Origin of the sequence: Pseudomarimonas arenosa (genome assembly GCF_014841215.1) — a bacterium.
GTDB lineage: Bacteria > Pseudomonadota > Gammaproteobacteria > Xanthomonadales > Xanthomonadaceae > Pseudomarimonas > Pseudomarimonas arenosa.
Window position 1 is genome coordinate 15,899 of record NZ_JACYTR010000009.1, and the last position, 16,197, is coordinate 32,095.

General features: G+C 64.6%; 17 protein-coding genes. 9 read left to right on the forward strand and 8 right to left on the reverse strand.

The window, feature by feature from the left end; genetic code table 11:
- Positions 1 to 7 precede the first annotated feature (7 nt).
- On the reverse strand, positions 8 to 1,348 hold the full coding sequence (locus IFO71_RS06565; RefSeq protein ID WP_192028753.1) for an Ig-like domain repeat protein: 1,341 nt from the start codon (positions 1,346 to 1,348) through the stop codon (positions 8 to 10).
- Positions 1,345 to 1,953, reverse strand: a complete 609-nt coding sequence (locus tag IFO71_RS06570) for a hypothetical protein (protein ID WP_192028754.1) — start codon at positions 1,951 to 1,953, stop codon at positions 1,345 to 1,347. The genes IFO71_RS06565 and IFO71_RS06570 overlap by 4 nt, the downstream gene beginning before the upstream one ends.
- A gap of 215 nt (positions 1,954 to 2,168) precedes the next feature.
- Here IFO71_RS06570 and IFO71_RS06575 point away from each other — a divergent pair, with 215 nt between their 5' ends.
- Positions 2,169 to 2,624 carry a GNAT family N-acetyltransferase gene (locus IFO71_RS06575; protein ID WP_192028755.1) on the forward strand — a complete coding sequence of 152 codons (456 nt, stop codon included), beginning with the start codon at positions 2,169 to 2,171 and terminating at the stop codon, positions 2,622 to 2,624.
- Here the strand turns inward: IFO71_RS06575 and IFO71_RS06580 are convergent.
- Together IFO71_RS06580 and IFO71_RS06585 are read right to left on the reverse strand one after the other, a co-directional pair.
- Complete coding sequence (locus tag IFO71_RS06580) at positions 2,617 to 3,630, reverse strand: chorismate transformation FkbO/Hyg5 family protein (protein WP_225444452.1); 1,014 nt, start codon at positions 3,628 to 3,630, stop codon at positions 2,617 to 2,619. The two genes, IFO71_RS06575 and IFO71_RS06580, sit on opposite strands and share 8 nt — an antisense overlap.
- On the reverse strand, positions 3,627 to 4,883 hold the full coding sequence (locus tag IFO71_RS06585; protein ID WP_332309333.1) for an NAD(P)/FAD-dependent oxidoreductase: 1,257 nt from the start codon (positions 4,881 to 4,883) through the stop codon (positions 3,627 to 3,629). The genes IFO71_RS06580 and IFO71_RS06585 overlap by 4 nt, the downstream gene beginning before the upstream one ends.
- A gap of 155 nt (positions 4,884 to 5,038) precedes the next feature.
- Between IFO71_RS06585 and IFO71_RS06590 the strand changes: the two genes are divergently transcribed.
- From IFO71_RS06590 to fabG, 8 genes are read left to right on the forward strand one after another with little or no spacing between them, the layout of a single operon-like run.
- Positions 5,039 to 5,308 (forward strand): phosphopantetheine-binding protein, encoded by a 270-nt coding sequence (locus IFO71_RS06590; RefSeq protein ID WP_192028757.1) that lies wholly within the window; start codon positions 5,039 to 5,041, stop codon positions 5,306 to 5,308.
- Between the two features lie 57 nt (positions 5,309 to 5,365).
- Complete coding sequence (locus IFO71_RS06595; protein WP_192028758.1) at positions 5,366 to 6,157, forward strand: COG4648 family protein; 792 nt, start codon at positions 5,366 to 5,368, stop codon at positions 6,155 to 6,157.
- Positions 6,154 to 6,495 (forward strand): ApeI family dehydratase, encoded by a 342-nt coding sequence (locus IFO71_RS06600; RefSeq protein ID WP_192028759.1) that lies wholly within the window; start codon positions 6,154 to 6,156, stop codon positions 6,493 to 6,495. The genes IFO71_RS06595 and IFO71_RS06600 overlap by 4 nt, the downstream gene beginning before the upstream one ends.
- Positions 6,485 to 7,456: a lysophospholipid acyltransferase family protein gene (locus IFO71_RS06605; RefSeq protein ID WP_192028760.1), complete on the forward strand. Its 972-nt coding sequence runs from the start codon at positions 6,485 to 6,487 to the stop codon at positions 7,454 to 7,456. Before IFO71_RS06600 ends, IFO71_RS06605 begins: the two co-directional genes overlap by 11 nt.
- A complete protein-coding gene (locus tag IFO71_RS06610) occupies positions 7,362 to 8,024 on the forward strand; it encodes a LolA-related protein (RefSeq protein WP_192028761.1) in 663 nt (220 codons plus the stop codon). The genes IFO71_RS06605 and IFO71_RS06610 overlap by 95 nt, the downstream gene beginning before the upstream one ends.
- The gene (locus tag IFO71_RS06615; protein WP_192028762.1) at positions 8,021 to 10,429 is read left to right on the forward strand and encodes an MMPL family transporter; all 2,409 of its coding nucleotides are present in this window, start codon (positions 8,021 to 8,023) and stop codon (positions 10,427 to 10,429) included. The genes IFO71_RS06610 and IFO71_RS06615 overlap by 4 nt, the downstream gene beginning before the upstream one ends.
- Positions 10,426 to 10,878 (forward strand): hotdog family protein, encoded by a 453-nt coding sequence (locus tag IFO71_RS06620; RefSeq protein WP_192028763.1) that lies wholly within the window; start codon positions 10,426 to 10,428, stop codon positions 10,876 to 10,878. The genes IFO71_RS06615 and IFO71_RS06620 overlap by 4 nt, the downstream gene beginning before the upstream one ends.
- The gene (gene fabG / locus IFO71_RS06625; RefSeq protein WP_192028764.1) at positions 10,875 to 11,600 is read left to right on the forward strand and encodes a 3-oxoacyl-ACP reductase FabG; all 726 of its coding nucleotides are present in this window, start codon (positions 10,875 to 10,877) and stop codon (positions 11,598 to 11,600) included. The genes IFO71_RS06620 and fabG overlap by 4 nt, the downstream gene beginning before the upstream one ends.
- A gap of 86 nt (positions 11,601 to 11,686) precedes the next feature.
- Here fabG and IFO71_RS06630 read toward each other — a convergent pair whose 3' ends face one another.
- The 4 genes from IFO71_RS06630 to IFO71_RS06645 are packed head-to-tail and all read right to left on the reverse strand — an operon-like array spanning position 11,687 to position 16,093.
- Positions 11,687 to 13,354, reverse strand: coding sequence for an NAD(P)/FAD-dependent oxidoreductase (locus tag IFO71_RS06630; RefSeq protein WP_225444453.1), 1,668 nt, complete (start codon positions 13,352 to 13,354; stop codon positions 11,687 to 11,689).
- Entirely contained in the window at positions 13,291 to 14,112 is an 822-nt protein-coding gene (locus tag IFO71_RS06635) for a glycosyltransferase family 2 protein (protein WP_192028765.1), read from the reverse strand. Before IFO71_RS06635 ends, IFO71_RS06630 begins: the two co-directional genes overlap by 64 nt.
- Positions 14,109 to 14,894, reverse strand: coding sequence for a beta-ketoacyl synthase chain length factor (locus IFO71_RS06640; RefSeq protein WP_192028847.1), 786 nt, complete (start codon positions 14,892 to 14,894; stop codon positions 14,109 to 14,111). Before IFO71_RS06640 ends, IFO71_RS06635 begins: the two co-directional genes overlap by 4 nt.
- Before the next feature lie 5 nt (positions 14,895 to 14,899).
- Positions 14,900 to 16,093, reverse strand: a complete 1,194-nt coding sequence (locus tag IFO71_RS06645; RefSeq protein WP_192028848.1) for a beta-ketoacyl-[acyl-carrier-protein] synthase family protein — start codon at positions 16,091 to 16,093, stop codon at positions 14,900 to 14,902.
- Between the last annotated feature and the right edge of the window lie 104 nt (positions 16,094 to 16,197).

Consider the following 16,197-nt stretch of genomic DNA (forward strand, 5'->3'; position numbering starts at 1 on the left):
TTCGTACTCAGCCCTCAAATCCGCTGTAGAACACCTGATCGGCAGGGGCAGCATTGCCCACCGTCACCGACTGGCTGACGACCGAGGCATCAAAGCCGGCATTGCCCAGGTACAAGGCGCTCAGTGTTTGCGTGCCGGTGGAACTTGGGGTGATGGAGCAGCTGCCGGTGCTGGTATCGGTGTCGCTGGCGCTGAGCGTGCCGGTGCAGGTCTGATTGCCGAGCTGCACTTCGAAATTGCCGTCGGGGGTGCCGGTCATGCCGCCGAACAGGCGATCGACGAAGACGGTCATGGTATTGCTGGTGCCGGTCGCCGGTGGGCTGGGATTGGTGCTGACGCTGATCTGGGTGTTCTCGGTGGGGCTGAAGTACCAGTCGGTGTCGCGATCCAGGCTCACGGTCGCCACGGTGATGCGCAGATGTGAGCTGTTGATCGTCGTCGCGCCAAACGAGCAGTAGGCGAAATCACCGTCGGGGTTGAAGTTGATCTGAATATCGCAGGCGTTGTCCGAGGAGACCTGGCCGATGTAGTTCAGGCTGAGGGTGTAGTCGTCGCCCGTGCCCTGTGTTTCGTCGACACCGGCCATGCCGATGCGCAGAGTGGACTGATCTTCGGGGGTGATTCTGCGCTGCGCTTCGTTGTTGAATTGGCCCTGCTGCATCACTGACTCGGTATTCGGGTAGCCGAGTGCATTCAACACATCGCGATCGCCGTTGGCGGCATAGCTGTGCCCCATTGGCAGATCGCTCAATGAGACCGAGAAGGTGCTGGGATCGATGATGCTGGGAAAGGCCATCGGGTCATTGTTGCCCTTGCGGAACCAGAACCGATTGACGTCGTCCCCGCGCACATCATCGGACGAACCTTTCAGCGTGTCGGTGCCAGCGTCCAAGTCGAAAACGGTGTTCACGCCGACCCGGGCCTGGGTGTAGTTGCGATCAGCGCTGGGCAGGCCTGATTCGGTGGCCAGATTGGGGTGGGCCAGGCCGACGCAATGGCCGATCTCATGCGCCAGGGTTGACTCGTAGTCGATCTGCGGGAAGACCGTGACGTCGTTGTTGCCGAATGGCAGGCTGAGGTTGCCGGTCACTGCGCGCTGACGATTCCAGGTTCTGACCGCCTTCTGCACGGTAGCTTCGACGGTCGCTGCGCTGACCCCGGTCGGCAGCACCCGGGTATCCAGACAGACGGTGTTATTGACGTTGCCTCCGCTGCCGGTATAGCCCTTCGGGTGCATCACTGCCGTGATCGGAAAGCCGGTATTGCTGCTGGCGGTGAATGCGCCGCCCAGCGCGGAGCCGGCACTCAGGCACAGGGCAACCGCGATACAAACTCGCAGAGAGTTCATGGCGTCACCTCCGCAATCTTCTGCTTGCGCGGGTCGGCGGCGATGCTGCGCAGTGAGCGAATCGACTCAACCAGACGCTGCAGTCCCTGCATGCCCTCGGGCCGCAAGCCTTTCTGTTGCAGTGCCACTTGGCGCAGCTTCAGTTCGCCAGCCGGCGTGGCCCACTCGATAAGGTTGCTGCGCTCGTCCTCGACCACCTGCAGACGGTACAGATTCGCCCCTTCCATTGAAAACCAGCTGTACTCGCCACTCCGCTTGGCCAAGTCGCGATCCGCTTGCTGCAGGGCTTCGCGTTCACGGCTGGTGTCGAATTGCAGCAGCTGGTTCTGGCTCACTATGCCACGCAGCTGATCGAGTTCCTTGGCGTCCAGCTGCCGCTGGTAGACCCCGGACTGCCGTTGCCAATACGGATAGTGACTCAGCACACAGCCGTTGGCGTCGACTTCGATCCACTCGCCGATCGGGTTGCCGGCGATTTCGCTGGCGACGATTTCCAGCTTCAGCCACGCCGGGCCGTCGCAGGCGGCGAAGGAGGGGGCGGCTACGGCAAACAAAAGCAGGCCGAGCGCGGCGCTGCGCGCGGTGAGGGGCGATTTCGCTTTCACTGCTAACTCCTGTTCGGTAGTTGGTCATGGGAAGCGGAGCGAGCGTCTATGGCCAATATACTCGTGCCAGATTCGATTGCCAGTTTTTGGCTTCCGCAGCTGGCGCGGGGATGGATGCAGCGACGCCCGCCGTGCTTGTCTGGTTGGCTCAGAGGGGATATTGCCAGCCGGGCAGTGGGTGCCGATGATGCGCGCAGTCGACCCGAGGTCAGCCCATGGCGAGCGCAGCAGTGCATATCGATAGCGATCGAGATCGACTCGATCGCGCCATGATTCATCGGTTTCTCAGTGAGCAAAGCTATTGGGCAGCCGGAATCTCGCGCGACCTGGTCGACAGGTCAATTGATCATGCCCTGTGCTTTGGCGCCTACGTTGAAGCGCAGCAGGTCGGCTTTGCCCGCGTGGTTACCGACTATGCCACCTTTGGTTATCTGGCCGATGTGTTTGTGTTGCCGGCGTTTCGCGGTGGCGGCATTGCACGACGCTTGATTGCGGCGGCAATGGCGCATCCCGATGTGGCGAATTTGCGCCGGATCATGCTGGCCACCCGCGATGCCCATGCCTTGTACACATCGTTTGGTTTTCAGTCGGTGACTGATGCGCGGCCCTTGATGCAGATTCACCGGCCGGAGATCTATCGAAAGGGCCGGTCGGGCGAATCGATCAGCTGATACCGTGAAAGCCGTCGATTTCGATCAGCAGTTCGCGCCGGCAGATGTCGCCGTGCAGGAACAGCCGCGGCACATCGTCGCTGAGGTACTGGCGCAGCAGGGCATCGGCCTGCGGCAGGTCCCGCGGATCGCGCAGGTAGACCTTGAGCAGACTGGACTGATCGAAACGCGGCCGGCTGCTGAGCCCGCGCTGACAGGCGCTGCCGAGCAGGGCGTCGAAGTTGCGGAAGGTCTCAGCCACCTGCAGGGCCAGATCTTCGCGGTGATGCGAATCGTGGCCCACCACTGAGGCGGTGCCAGAGATCAGTAGCGGCATCGGATGCTCGCTGCCAGCGGCCATGGCGCGGGCAAAGCTGGGTGACTTTGGCCCGTAGCAGCGCGGATAGTGATAGGCCGGGGTCTGCCGGGGATTCTCGATGGCGATGCCCGGCTGGCCTGCGCTGATCCAGTACACCTGCAGTTGCCGCGGCTGACTGTGCTCGCCAATCGCGGTGGCGGCGGGTAGCTGGTCGATCTCCAGCGCCAGCCCGGCAGCGCGACCGACGCAAAACTGCCGATAGCGTTCGCGATCGTCGTCACCTTCGGTGATGGCATCGAAGTAGTTCCAGATGCGCAACAGGTGGCGATGATCGCTGGCCTGCACCGCCTGCATCAGACTGCGATAGGCCTGCTCGGCGGCATCGCGGATGGTGAGCTCAGGCGCGCCGCTGCCTTCGGTCTGGTTGATCCAGCCAAAACATAGCGTTTCACTGCAGGCGCCCTGGGCGTTGCCGATCTGCCAGGTGCGCACCGGTTGATCGACCGTCCAGACCTCAAACAGCTGAGCCTCGTTGAGCGGCTCCAGATCAACCCGCAGATAGCGCGGATCGCCGATATCGGCCGGCGCGGCCCGGCCAAAGCCGAACACCGCCAACACGTCAGGAGCGAGCAGCTGGCGCGGATCCTGGCAGCGCAGGTAGCGCGGGCTGAGGCCGGCCTTCTGCATCGGTAGTGCGCGTGCGCTCATCCGCCGACCGTCCCCTTGATCAGCGGTCGCCGCGCCAGTCGCCAGGCTTGCCAGCGCAGCGCCAGTGCGGTCGCCCGAAAAAGCAGGCGAAAGGCGATCAGACGCCGCAGCACGGCCTTGTTGTCGAACACATCGCCGGCCAGCATGGAGATCACCGCTTGCTCGATCTGCCAGGCATTGCGTGGATGCTCGAACAGGTACTTCATGGCTGGCGTGGTGAAGCGCTCGATGAACCAGGAAAAGGTCCGTAGTCCGGCATCCATATGGCGCCGATAAACACGCTGCAGGCGCGCTTCGGCGCGCGGTTGGCGTAGGCATTGGTCGACCATATCGGCCGCTCTCTCGGCGCCGTGCATGGCCAGGAATACACCGGAGGAGAAGATGGGATCGACAAAGGCATAGGCATCGCCTGCCATCACCCAGCCCGGGCCGGCGATCTGCGTGCACAGGTAGGAATAATTGCCGGTGGCTTCGGCGCTGCTGCTCGCCTGCGCTGCGCGCATTCGGCGGGCCGCCTCCGGGTGCGCGCGCACGGTGTCGAGCAGGAATTGATCAAGCTCGCTGCGACGCTGCTTCAGATACTCCGGTGAGCACACTGCGCCCACGCTCATCACGCCATCGGGCAGCGGAATCATCCACATCCAACCCTGCGGCAGCCGATAGATCGAGATGTTGCCGGCGTCTTCGCCCGGTCGCCGTTCCACGCCCTGGAAGTGCGCATAGATTGCTGCCGAGCGATGTCGCGGGTGTGGCTGCTTCAGCTGCTGCTGGCGGCCCAGCAAGGTGTCACGCCCGCTGGCATCGACCACGTAGCCACAGCTGATGCGCTGCGATTCGCCCTGAACCTGTAGTTCCACCTGCATATGGCCATTGGGTAGGCGTTCCACTCGTGTGGCTGTGCAGAGCTGTCGAGTATCGACGCCGACCTCGCCCGCGCGCTGGAACAGCAGCTGATCGAATTGATCGCGGCGCACCTGAAAGGCGTGATCGGCTACCGGCTGCAGGGCACGCTCGAAGCGAAAGCCGTTGTGGCTGCCCGACTCGCCAAGAAAATCCGCTGCCGGTTTGCGCACGCCGATCGCGGCGACGCGTTCGAGCACACCGAGTCGCTCAAAGATGGGCAGATTCAGCGGAAGCAGTGATTCACCTATGTGAAACCTTGGGTGCTGCTGCCTTTCGCAAAGCAGCACGCGCCAGCCGCGCTGCGCGAGGGCGATGGCGGCCGTGCTGCCTGCCGGGCCCCCGCCAATCACGATGACATCCTTATCCGGGCGAGAGTGAGGGTTCATGTAAGCAGGAAAGCCGAAAACGACGAAGTGAAACCAAGCAACCAGCGTTTCACGAATGATACACTGCCGCGCTTTACTCCGGCCGTGCTGTTCTGGCCCGCAACGATCCTGTGTATCCCATGTCGAAGCAAACCCCTGCACAAAATGAGCTCGCCCATCTGCTGGTCGAGGCCCTGAATCTGGAAGATATCGAACCAGGTTCGATTGATCCCGAGCAGCCGCTGTTCGGCGATGGCCTGGGCCTGGATTCGATCGATGCGCTGGAACTGGCGCTGGCCATTTCCAAGCGTTATGGCTTTCAGCTGCGCTCGGACAACGAAGATAACCGACGCATCTTCGGTTCGCTGTCGGCGCTGTCGGCGCACATCGAGCAGCAGCGCGCCGCATGAAGCTAGATTCCGCCTTTGACCGCTTGCATCTCCGAGCAAAGCGTTAATGCAGTTCGAATGTTCCAACGTCGCCTACCTCACTCGGCGGGTGAGGGCCGCTACACGCCCGATGACGCGCCTGGGCTGCGTAGCTCGTCGTTGCAGACACACTGTCGGGCGCGTCCAGCGGCGGAATCCAGCTTGAGTCGAATGCTGCCCGTGCTGCTGGCGCTGGCCTTTCCGGTGTTGGCGCATGCTTCAGTGACCTTACAGTCGCCGGCCTTGACCATGGCGGCGTCGATGAGTTTGTTGCTGCTCGTCGTCATGCCCCTGCGTGATCGACCCGGCCGCGCCAGCCTGCTGCTGTTGCTGGGCACGGCCCTGCTGGTTGGCCTGGCCGCGATGGATCGGCTGCGTTTGCTGCTGACCCTGCCGCCGGTCGTGCTGAATGCCATGGTCGGCCTGTACTTTGCACGCAGCCTCAGGCCCGGGGCGATGCCCTTGATCGAGCGTATGGTGCGGGCCCTGAACGATGGTCAGGTGCGTCATCCCGAGGTGCCAGCCTATGCACGCCGCTTGACCCAGGTCTGGGCGACCCTGTTGCTGAGTCTGGCGGCGATCAATCTGCTGCTGGCGGTGTTTGCCGTTCCCGGCGGCTGGTTGATTGGCCTGGGCTGGGACGGGCCAGGTCTGCCGGCCAGCTGGTGGTCGCTGTTTGCCAACGTGCTGAACTACGTGCTGATTGCTGGCTTCTTTCTGCTGGAGTACGGCTATCGCCAATGGCGCTTCCCCGAGCACGACTACGGTGGCTTGATCGCCTTTCTGCGGCGGATGAGTGCACTCGGCCCGGAATTCTGGCGGGCGCGATGAGTACCCCGGCAAGCCAGGCCTCGACGCCGCTGTGCATCGCGGCCGACCATCCCTGCCTGCCGGGGCATTTTCCGCAGCAGCCGCTGGTGCCCGGGGTGTTGATTCTTGATCGGGTGGTCGCGGCGGTGCGTGCCGTGCGCGGCGATCTGCGACTTTGCCGACTGCCGCAGGTGAAATTTCTGCGCCCTCTGCTGCCCGATCAGCCTGCCGAAATCCACTGGCAGGCTGCCGATCACGAGGCGGATGTGCGCGTTAAGTTCGAAGTGGTAGATGGTGCGCAGCTGATTGCTCGTGGTGATCTGCTGTTGCGGCAGGCCGAGGCGGACGATGGCTGCTGAGTGGAAACAGCGGCCCGAGGGCGGTGGCCGCTTTGCGCTGTGGCTGATCCGCAGCATTGCCCAGTTCGGCGGGCGGATGATCGCCCGGCTTTGCCTGTTTCCGATAACCCTGTACTTCTTTCTGGTGCGCGGCCCGGAGCGCCGTGCATCGCGCGCCTTTCTGCGCCGGGTGTACGGCAGGCCGGCCAGCGCCTGGCAGGTTGCCCGCCACATCCACAGCTTTGCGTCCACCATCCTCGACCGGGTATTCATGCTGTCGGGCCAGTTCGGGCGCTTCGATATTCGCGTACATGGCCGGGAGCAGTTGAACGCCGCCATTGCCCAGCGGCGCGGTGTGCTGCTGTTCGGCTCTCACCACGGCAGCTTCGAGGCCTTGCGTGTACTGTCGCGCGAACGCAACGACGTCACCGTGCGAGTGGTGATGGATCCGGGGCAGAATGCAGCCATCACCCAGTTGTTGAACGAGCTGTGCCCGGAGATTGCGGCGACGGTAATCGATGCGCGGCAGGACGGTGCTCAGATCGCCCTGGCCATCGGTGCGGCAGCCGAACAAGGCGCCCTGATCGGCCTGCTGGTTGATCGTGCGCGTGCCGGCGAGCCGATGCAGCGCGTGCCCTTCCTTGGTGAGCCGGCGCCGTTTCCGTCGGCGCCCTGGCTGATCGCCGCCGCGTTGAAGATTCCCGTGCTGCTCTGCTTTGGCCTGTACCGGGGCGGACGGCGTTACGATCTGTATTTCGAAATGTTCGATGCCGAAATTCAGGTGCCGCGGCGAGAACGCGCCTCGGCCTTGCTGGCGTTGCAGGCTCGCTATGCGGAACGACTTGAACACTATGTTCGACTGGCACCGCTCAACTGGTTCAATTTCTATGATTTCTGGCAAACGCAAAGCGTGTCGCAGTCGGATCGCTCTGCTGCTGATCCTGCTGCTGTCGACGTCGGTCACGGCTCAGGTCGCGCCTGAGCTCGATGCGCTGATCGCTGCGCTGGCCGAGCCGGTACCGGCCGAGACCGCATTCTTCGAGCGCCGTGAGTCGAATCTGTTGGCCGAGCCGTTGCTGCTGAAAGGTGCGCTGCGGCGGCCGGCGGCTGATGTGCTGATCAAGCAGATCGACGGGCCGCCCAGCGAAACGATGCAGATTGCTGCTGATCGCGTGCGGGTCGAGCGCGAGGGGCAAGCGACGCGCAACTTTTCTTTGCGTCGTGCGCCGGAACTGGCGGTGTTGGCGGCCAGCTTCGATGCCCTGCTGGCGGGTGATCAGCAACGACTGGCACAGCACTACCAGATCCACTTGACCGGCCCGAGTGAGGCTTGGCAGATCGAGCTGTTGCCGCGGCAGGCGCGTCTGGCAAAACGAGTGCGAGCGCTGCGCCTGCAAGGTAGCGGCAGCGATTGGCACTGCTTTGATCTCGAGCTCAGCAATGGCGAGGCCAGCCGCATGTGGCTGGGCGAGGTCGCCGCCGCCGCCGCTCGGGCCGAAAGCGAACCGGCGCGCGACGCCCTGTGTCAGGCGCACCCGGCGGCGCAATGAGCCAGCCGAAGGCAGGCGCCGTGCAAGGGCGGCATGTGGCTCGCCTGGCCATTTGTCTGGTCGTACTGGGCTTGCTGGCCTGGGCATTGGCCTCGCGATTGCAGCTCAGCGGTGATCTGCGTCTGTTCATGCCGGCGCCGCGCAGCGACGCCCAACGACTGCTGATCGAACAGCTTGGCGAAGGGCCGGGGGCGCGACTGCTGCTGGTCGCCCTGCACGGAGACGAGCGCGATCGGTTGGCCGAACGCTCGCGCGCCCTGCGTGAGGCGCTCGTCGACTCTGATCACTTTGTTTGGTCGGGCAATGGTGACGAGGGGCTCGATGCGCTGCCCGAAGCGCTGCTCGACTATCGTTATCTGCTGTCACCCGGGGCAGGCGAAGGCGTGTTTGCCGAACCGGCGCTGAGGCATGCACTGGAGCAGCGTCTGCTCGACCTGGCCTCGCCGGCGGCGGCGATGATTGCGCCACTGATCGCCGCCGATCCCACCCTGGAGACGCTGCGCGTCATCGAGACCTGGCAGCCCGCTGCTGAGCCCGAGCGCCACGATGGCGTCTGGATGAGCAGGGCCGGTGAGGCGCTACTGGTGCTGGAAACCGCTGCACCGGGCTTCGATCCCAGTGGGCAGCAGGCAGCGCTGCAAGCGCTGAGGCAGGCCTACTGTGCCGTGCTCGAAGCGGAGTCGGCCGCGGCCGGGCGCTGCGATGAAACCATGAGTTCAGAAGTGGCGCTTGATCTTGGCCTTGAAGTGAGTGGTCCGGGTGCGTTCGCCGAACGGATGGCGAACCGGACTCGCGGCGATGCCAGCTTCTACGGCAGCCTGGCCGGGCTCGGGCTGTTTGTCCTCTTGCTGCTGGCCTATCGCAGTGTCTGGCTGCCCCTGGTCGGGATCATTCCTCTGCTGTTTGCCGGGCTGGGCGGATTGCTGGTCACCGCCTGGCTGTTTGGCACTGTGCACGGCATCACCCTGGCTTTCGGGCTGACCTTGCTCGGCGTGGCACAGGACTACCCGGTACACCTGTTCAGCCACCGCCGTGCCGGTGAGCCGGCACAGCAGTCGGTGCGGCGGATCTGGCCGACCCTGGCCACCGGCGCCTTTTCCAGTGCCTTGGCCTATCTGGTGTTCTTCTTTACTGGCGTCGACGGTCTACAGCAGCTCGCCGTGCTGACGGTTTCCGGTCTGGCCTTGGCCGCCTTGGCTACACGTTTCGTGCTGCCCTGGTTGCTGCCGCTGCCCGCCGAGGTGCCGAGTATCACCCTGTCCGAGAGGCCGACGATGGCTTCTCCGCGTCGTCGAGTCGGGCTTGCAGCGGGCGTGGCGTCAGTGCTGCTGGCCATGCTGTTTGGGTTGCCGTCACCCGGCTGGCAGGAGGACCTGGCCGCCCTGACGCCGCTGCCGCCGGAATTGCTGCAGCGTGACCGCCAGTTGCGCCAGGCTTTGGCGGCCCCCGATGTGCGTTGGCTGTTGCAGCTGCAGGGCGACTCGACCGATAGCGTGCTGCAGGCCAGTGAGGCGCTGATGCCGGCGCTCGATCAGCTGGTGCAGCAAGGAGCGATCACTGGCTACGATCTTGCTGCGCGCTATCTGCCTTCGGCGCAGCGCCAGTTGCAACGTCAGGCCGCGCTGCCAGCGGCCGATCAGCTGCGTGCGAGCTTGCGTGCCGCCAGCCAGGGGCTGCCATTCAAGGCCGATGCCTTTGCGCCGTTCCTGGCGGCGCTCGAGCGTGCCCGACAGCTGCCACCGCTGCAAGTCGAAGCCTTGCAGGGAACGGCATTGGAGCTGCGCCTTGGCGGCCTGCTGCTGGCGCCGCAAAGCGCTGCCGGTGCGTCGCGTCATTCCGCGCTGGTGCAGCTGCAGGGGCCGGCGGACCTGGCCGCGCTGCAGGCGCTTGCCGACGCCCATCCGGACCTTGCTCTGATCGATCTGAAATCGGTAGCCAACTCTCTCGCTTCGGCCTGGCGAACCCAGGTGTTATGGGCAATGTTGCTGGCGGCTCTGATTCTCAGCGTATTGGTGGCGATATCCTTGGGCTCGCTTCGCCGTGCCAGTCGAGTGCTGCTGCCGGTGGCGCTGGGCACCTTGTTTGTGGTCACTATTCTGCACAGCGCCGGCGTGCCCTTGTCGCTGTTCCATCTGGTGGCGATGGTGCTGGGTGCCGGCCTCGGCCTCGACTACGCGTTGTTCTTTGAGCGCGCCAGGCAGGCCTCGGCTGAGCGCGGCCAGACCCTGCACGCGCTGGTGCTATGTGCCACCTCAACGCTGTGGGTGTTCGCCTTGCTGGCCTTGTCCGAGATCCCGGTATTGCGCCACTTGGGCGTTACGGTAGCGCTCGGCGTTGTGGCCCATTTCGGGGCATCCTACTTTCTGCTTGGCGCACCCGGCCCTGCTCCGGAGAACCGTCGATGATCAAGCTCCCCGCCACCCGAGTCGAGGTCGAAGCGCTGATCCCGCATCGCGGCAGCATGTGTCTGCTCGATCGGGTGCTTGCCTTCGATCAACAGGGCCTGCATGCGCAGGCAGATTCGCATCGCTCCCCGGACCATCCCTTGCGCGAGGGGGCGGCACTCGCAGCCGTGCATCTCTGCGAGTACGGTGCGCAGGCCATGGCCGTGCACGGCGGCTTGTGCGCCGCGCAGGCCGGGCAGCGCGCAGCGGCCGGCTGGCTGGTGTCGCTGCGCGGCGTGGAGCTGCACTGCGATCGCATCGAGCAGATTGCCGAGCCGCTGGATGTGCATGTTGAGGATGTGGTCGATAGCGGCAGCGGCTGGCAGAGTCGGTTTCGCATCGAAGCACAGGGCCGTTTGCTGGCCAGCGGTCGCTGTGCAGTGATCAAGGACCCCGGAGAAGCCGCATGAGCAAGCGACGCGCCCTGGTCACCGGTGGCAGCGGTGATATTGGACGGCAGGTCTGTCTGGCCCTGGCCGCCCAGGGCCTGCACGTCATCGTGCATGCCAACAGCGGCTTGCAACGGGCGGAGAGGGTAGTTGCCGATATCCAGGAGGCCGGCGGCTCGGCCGAATCGGTGCAATTCGATGTGGTGGATGCCGATGCCTGCCTGGCCGCCCTCAACACCATTCTGGAACAGGGCGCGGTGCAAGTGCTGATCAACAACGCCGGCGTGCACGACGATGCGCCGATGGCTGGCATGAGCCGGGCACAGTGGCAGCGGGTGATCGATGTCAGCCTGCACGGATTCTTCAACATCACCCAGCCCTTGCTGCTGCCGATGGCGCGCACTCGCTTTGGTCGGATCATATCGATCAGCTCGGTCGCCGCCGTGCTGGGTAACCGCGGTCAGACCAACTATGCCGCCGCCAAGGCCGGTCTGCACGGCGCGACGCGCTCGCTGGCCAGGGAGATGGCCAGCCGCGGCATCACCTGCAATGTCGTCGCGCCGGGCTTGATCGCCGGATCGATGAGCGACAGCCTGTTCAGCCCCGACCAGATCAAACAGATGATTCCAGCGGCACGCGCCGGCAAACCGGAAGAAGTCGCCGCCCTGGTGGCCTTTCTGGCCAGTGATGCGGCTGGCTATATCAATGGTCAGGTGATTGGGGTGAATGGCGGCATGGGGTGAACCGAAACGTCGCGCTTGCTCTCGCCCGGATACTTCATGAGCTCGCGCCGACAGGCACCGCCAGCCTGGGCGCCTGGACAAGTCGGCTACGTCCGCCAGGTCGGCGGAAGTAATCCGTTCGGCGAAATCGATGCTGCTGGCGGCGTCCGTCTCGGACGCTGGTTGAATGATTGCTCGATCTCTGCCGCCAGGTCACGCAGTCTTTGCAGGTTGTCCCGCAGCCGCGCGCGGAACTGGCTATCGTTGAGCGGATCGCGCAGCGCTCGGTTGAGTTCGGCAAACCAGGGCAACGAGGCCTGATCGAGAAAGGCGCTGGGTGCTGTGCCGCTCGCTGCCGCTGCTCGGTGTCCCCACTCAGCGAATTTGTGCTGCATCGACAGGTTAAGTGCCTTGGCTCCGGCCAGGTCCTCGCGCAGTCGCGACAGGCTGGGCAGGTCATCGAGGCGGCGAGCAAAGAACATCGGCCCGAGCACGCCCCAGTAGTAGCTGTAGTCCCACAGCACCTTGAGCGGCAGTACGTCTGGCCGACCGAACAAGTGGTACTGGCCCTTGTACATTGCCAGCGTGCTGTCATAGAAGCTGAAGAACAGCTGTTCGTAGACCTGGGCATACGGCGCCCAGGGCTCGCCGGCCAGGTCTTTTTCGATCAAGCGACAGATATAGGTATTGGCAATGGCGATGAAGTCGCTGCCCGGCGAGTAGAACGGATCGAGAAAGGCCCCGGCCTCGCCGGTAAGCGCCCAGCGCTGACTACTGAACACCTGCTTGCAGCCATAGCTGAGGTGGCGCAAGAAGCCGAAGTCCTGAACCTGCTCTTTCATCGGCTCAAGCGCTCTGACCAGGCGGGGCTGGCGCTCGGCCAGCCAGGCCATGGCCAGCTCGAAGCTGCGCATGCGCTCGAGTGGGTGCTTGTCGGCATCGCAGACGATGCCGACCGAATGCGAACCCGAGGCCAGCGGGATCAGCCACACCCAATAGCCATCGCCGACCAGGTGGTTGGTCGAACGCCAGCGCTCAGGGGGACGACAGCGTGCCTGCCATTCGCTGCAGTCGGACCAGGTGTCGATTTCAATCCGGCCCTTGACCCGGAACCAGACCGAGTTCACTCGGTGACCGTTGTCGGCGGCCAGGCCCAGCTGACGCTTCAGCAGTCCGGCGCGGCCACTGGCATCAACCAGCCAGCGGGTTTCGGCCTGCTCAGTTCGATCACCCTCTTGCCAGGTCACCGAATGCGCTTGCTTATCATCGCCGAGCCGCCAGCTGCGCACACTGGCTGCCGTGCGCAGATCGATGCCCTGGCTGCGCGCGCGCCCGGCGAGGAAGTTCTCAAAGCGGCCGCGATCGATCTGCCAGGAGCCGGTCGGCAGGGATTGGCTGGCGCCGAGCTCGACACAGCGATCGATCTCATTCTGCTGGTCGGAAAAGAAAAAACGAAAACCAAACTTGATGATATGGTCGTGATCGAGATGCGGCTGCAGTCCTAGCACCTGACCGAAATACTCGGCGCCGATCTCGACGCTGGACTCGCCGATCTTGAACGCCGCTTCCGGTACCGGGTGCTGCCGCCGTTCCAGCACGCGGATACGCAGATCAGGATGGCGCTGGCGCAGCTGCAAGGCGAGGCACAGGCCGGCCAGGCCTCCGCCGAGGATGGTGACATCCTGCGCATCGGCTGACGGCGCCTCAGGCGTCATCTGGGTGTGCGCCCATCGCTTGATGTGCCCGGTAGCGCCTGCGCTAGGAACTCCTGGCATGCGCCCGGATCGTAGATCAATGCGTGACTGCGCCGCGCTTCGATATAACGCGGAATTACCCGGCCATAGGTCCAGACGCGACCGACCACGTGCGAGGTGATGCGATACAGATCGCTGAGTGGCTTGAAGTGACTGCGGCGAAACTGTCCGGCCAGACCATCGCCAGCGTAGCGCGATTCGATCGGCACCGACACGCAGCGGGTGTGCAGACGGCGCGCTGCCTGGATCAGGATATCGGCCTCGAAAACGAAACCCTCGCCGGTGACGTCGGCCAGTTCGCAGACGGCGCGTGGATAGTAGCGCTGGCCACTTTGGGTGTCGGCGATTCGGTACCCGGTCGCCCAGGCGATGCCCCAGTCGCCGAACTCGTTGGCCAGGCGCCGATGAATTGGCTGCTGTGCCCGCTTCTTCAGGCGGGCGCCGATCACCACATGCTCTGGGTGATGTGCGGCGGCCTGCAGCAGGCGTGGAATGTCGCTGGCCAGGTGCTGGCCATCGCCGTCCATGGTCAGCACGCCCTGAACGCCCAGTTCCAATGCGGCGCGAAAGCCAGTGCGCAGTCCCTCGCCCTTGCCGCGGCGCTCGCTGTGACGGATCAGGGTGATCGGCAGGTCCTCGATCTCATCGCAGGTGCCGTCGGTGGAACCGTCGTCGACCACGATCACCCGCGGACAGTGCTGTAGCGCGCCCTGCACAACTTCGCGAATGCGCAACGCTTCGTTCAGGGCCGGAATCAGAATGGCCGTGCTATCGATCATTGGCTGGTCTCGATCTGCAGGCACTGCTCAGGCCCGGCCGGAAGCTCACAGCGACTATCGGTGCTGGCCAGAGCTTCAGCCAGGATCAGGGCTGCTGACATGGCATTGGCCTGCAGGGCCGTGCGAAGTGGGCCGGGCGTGGCGGCAGTCACGGTTCGATCGTGCCAGTGCAGCGTGACCCTGGGCGAATCGCTGTGTTCAGGGGCGAGGCTCAGGACCAGGGCCAGGCCGAGCAGGCCCTCGCTCCTGGAGATGCCGGTGAGCGGGCCGACGCTGGGGCCGTCGTAGGCCACCAGCAGCACGGCTTCGGCGCCAGCCGCCAGCTGCAGCGCCGCTTCAAGCAGGCCCTGGGCGAAACTGCCAGTGTAAGCGGAGATCGCAGTGGCCGGCTGGTGGCAGCCGGTGCCAATGGTCCAGTAGCCGGCCGCAGCGTTGTGCACGGAATTATGGAACTTGGTTGGCGACATTTCGGTGGGCGCCGAGGCCAAGGTCTGGCACATGTAGTCGGTGATGGCCAGATCGCCATGGGTCGAGGTGAAGATCGAGGGCAGATCGCGCGGCGAGCGCTGGGCCGCGACGCAGGCCTCCTGCGCCACCTGCAAGGCCAATAGCACCGAATCGGGCGCGCGCCGGCGCTCATTGGCTGGCAGCAGGCTGGGCGCTGGGCGGCGCGGTGCGTCGCTGAGTCGATCCTGCTCGCCGCGCGCGTAGGCCGCCATGCTGGGCCAGTCCGGCAGGCCCGCTGCCCAGGCGCCGATGCCCTCGATTCGCAAGCTCGGCAGGCCGCTCATGGCGTGGCTCCGGCGCCAAACAGCAGGCTGCAGTTGTTGCCGCCAAAACCAAACGAGTTGTTCATGGCATAGCGAACACTGCCCGACTGATTGGCCAACAGCAGCTGCTGGCTGCAGGTCGGGTCGGGTTGAATGCAGTTCAGGGTTGCCGGCATCAGGCCGGTTTCCAGCGCAGACAGCGCAATGATCGATTCGACGATGCCAGCTGCGCCCAGCGTATGGCCAGTGAAACCCTTGGTGGAGCTGGCTCGCAGTCGGGCCGGAAATAGCGCGGCGACAGCAGCGGCTTCAATTTCGTCGTTCTTCGGTGTGGCGGTGCCATGCAGGTTGAGGTAATCCAGCAGCTCGGCGGGCAATCCGGCGCGATCCAGCGCCGCCTGCATGCTGAGCCGCGCGCCCAGACCTTCGGGATGTGGGCTGGACATATGGTGGGCATCACTCGATTCGCCGTAGCCCAGCAACCAGGGGCCGGCATGTTCATCGGGCTCGGTGCGCTGCAGCAGGGCGAAACCACCGGCTTCGCCCAGCGACAGGCCATCACGTTGACGATCGAACGGGCGACACGGTTGTTGCGATACCAGTCCCAGCGAGTTGAAGCCGAACAGCACACTGCCGCAGAGAGTGTCGACCCCGCCAACCAGGGCGGCATCGACCAGCCCTGCCTCGATCATCCGCGCGGCCTGGGCAAACACCTTGGCGCTGGACGAGCAGGCGGTGGCCACGGTAACCGCCGGGCCGCGGATAGCGGTGGCGTGCCGCAGGAAATCGCCCAGCGAATGCGGGGTATGCACAATGGGTCGTTGCAGATCGCTGGGAAACTGACCGTCTGCCTGCAGTCGCCGGTAGGCCTCTTCCGAAGCGCCGATGCTGGAGGTGGAGGTGCCGATGACCAGCGCCACCCGCGCCGCGCCGAAGCGCTCGATTGCCTGCTGCACGGCCTGCAATACGGTGTCTTGCTGCAATGCCAGCCAGGCCAGTCGATTATTGCGGCAGTCCCACTGGCTCCAATCAGCCGGCAGGGCGGCCTCCTCCAGTCCGTCAACCCGGCCGATATGGGTGACCAGCGGCTGATCGCCAAAGTCGTTCTGACGCAAACCTGTGCGCTGGTCTTGCAGGGCCTGGCGCAGGGCTGCCAGCCCGGGCCCGCAGGCGGTGGTGGCAGTGGCCGCGATCACGGCCAGAGGGGACATCGAACGCATGAAACCCAGCTGAAAAAGCTAAAGAGGACGAGTATAGGAGAGCTTCCGACGCAGGTCTTGCTCTATCGCCGTTGCGCTGGCGCCTGCTTGGGATC

Coding starts and splice junctions, on each gene's coding strand:
- IFO71_RS06635 (WP_192028765.1), bottom strand. CDS start 14,112: ATGATCGATAGCACGGCCATTCTGATTCCGGCCCTGAACGAAGCGTTG.
- IFO71_RS06590 (WP_192028757.1), top strand. CDS start 5,039: ATGTCGAAGCAAACCCCTGCACAAAATGAGCTCGCCCATCTGCTGGTC.
- fabG (WP_192028764.1), top strand. CDS start 10,875: ATGAGCAAGCGACGCGCCCTGGTCACCGGTGGCAGCGGTGATATTGGA.
- IFO71_RS06620 (WP_192028763.1), top strand. CDS start 10,426: ATGATCAAGCTCCCCGCCACCCGAGTCGAGGTCGAAGCGCTGATCCCG.
- IFO71_RS06605 (WP_192028760.1), top strand. CDS start 6,485: ATGGCTGCTGAGTGGAAACAGCGGCCCGAGGGCGGTGGCCGCTTTGCG.
- IFO71_RS06645 (WP_192028848.1), bottom strand. CDS start 16,093: ATGTCCCCTCTGGCCGTGATCGCGGCCACTGCCACCACCGCCTGCGGG.
- IFO71_RS06615 (WP_192028762.1), top strand. CDS start 8,021: ATGAGCCAGCCGAAGGCAGGCGCCGTGCAAGGGCGGCATGTGGCTCGC.
- IFO71_RS06595 (WP_192028758.1), top strand. CDS start 5,366: ATGTTCCAACGTCGCCTACCTCACTCGGCGGGTGAGGGCCGCTACACG.
- IFO71_RS06630 (WP_225444453.1), bottom strand. CDS start 13,354: ATGCCAGGAGTTCCTAGCGCAGGCGCTACCGGGCACATCAAGCGATGG.
- IFO71_RS06610 (WP_192028761.1), top strand. CDS start 7,362: ATGATTTCTGGCAAACGCAAAGCGTGTCGCAGTCGGATCGCTCTGCTG.
- IFO71_RS06580 (WP_225444452.1), bottom strand. CDS start 3,630: ATGAGCGCACGCGCACTACCGATGCAGAAGGCCGGCCTCAGCCCGCGC.
- IFO71_RS06600 (WP_192028759.1), top strand. CDS start 6,154: ATGAGTACCCCGGCAAGCCAGGCCTCGACGCCGCTGTGCATCGCGGCC.
- IFO71_RS06575 (WP_192028755.1), top strand. CDS start 2,169: ATGGCGAGCGCAGCAGTGCATATCGATAGCGATCGAGATCGACTCGAT.
- IFO71_RS06565 (WP_192028753.1), bottom strand. CDS start 1,348: ATGAACTCTCTGCGAGTTTGTATCGCGGTTGCCCTGTGCCTGAGTGCC.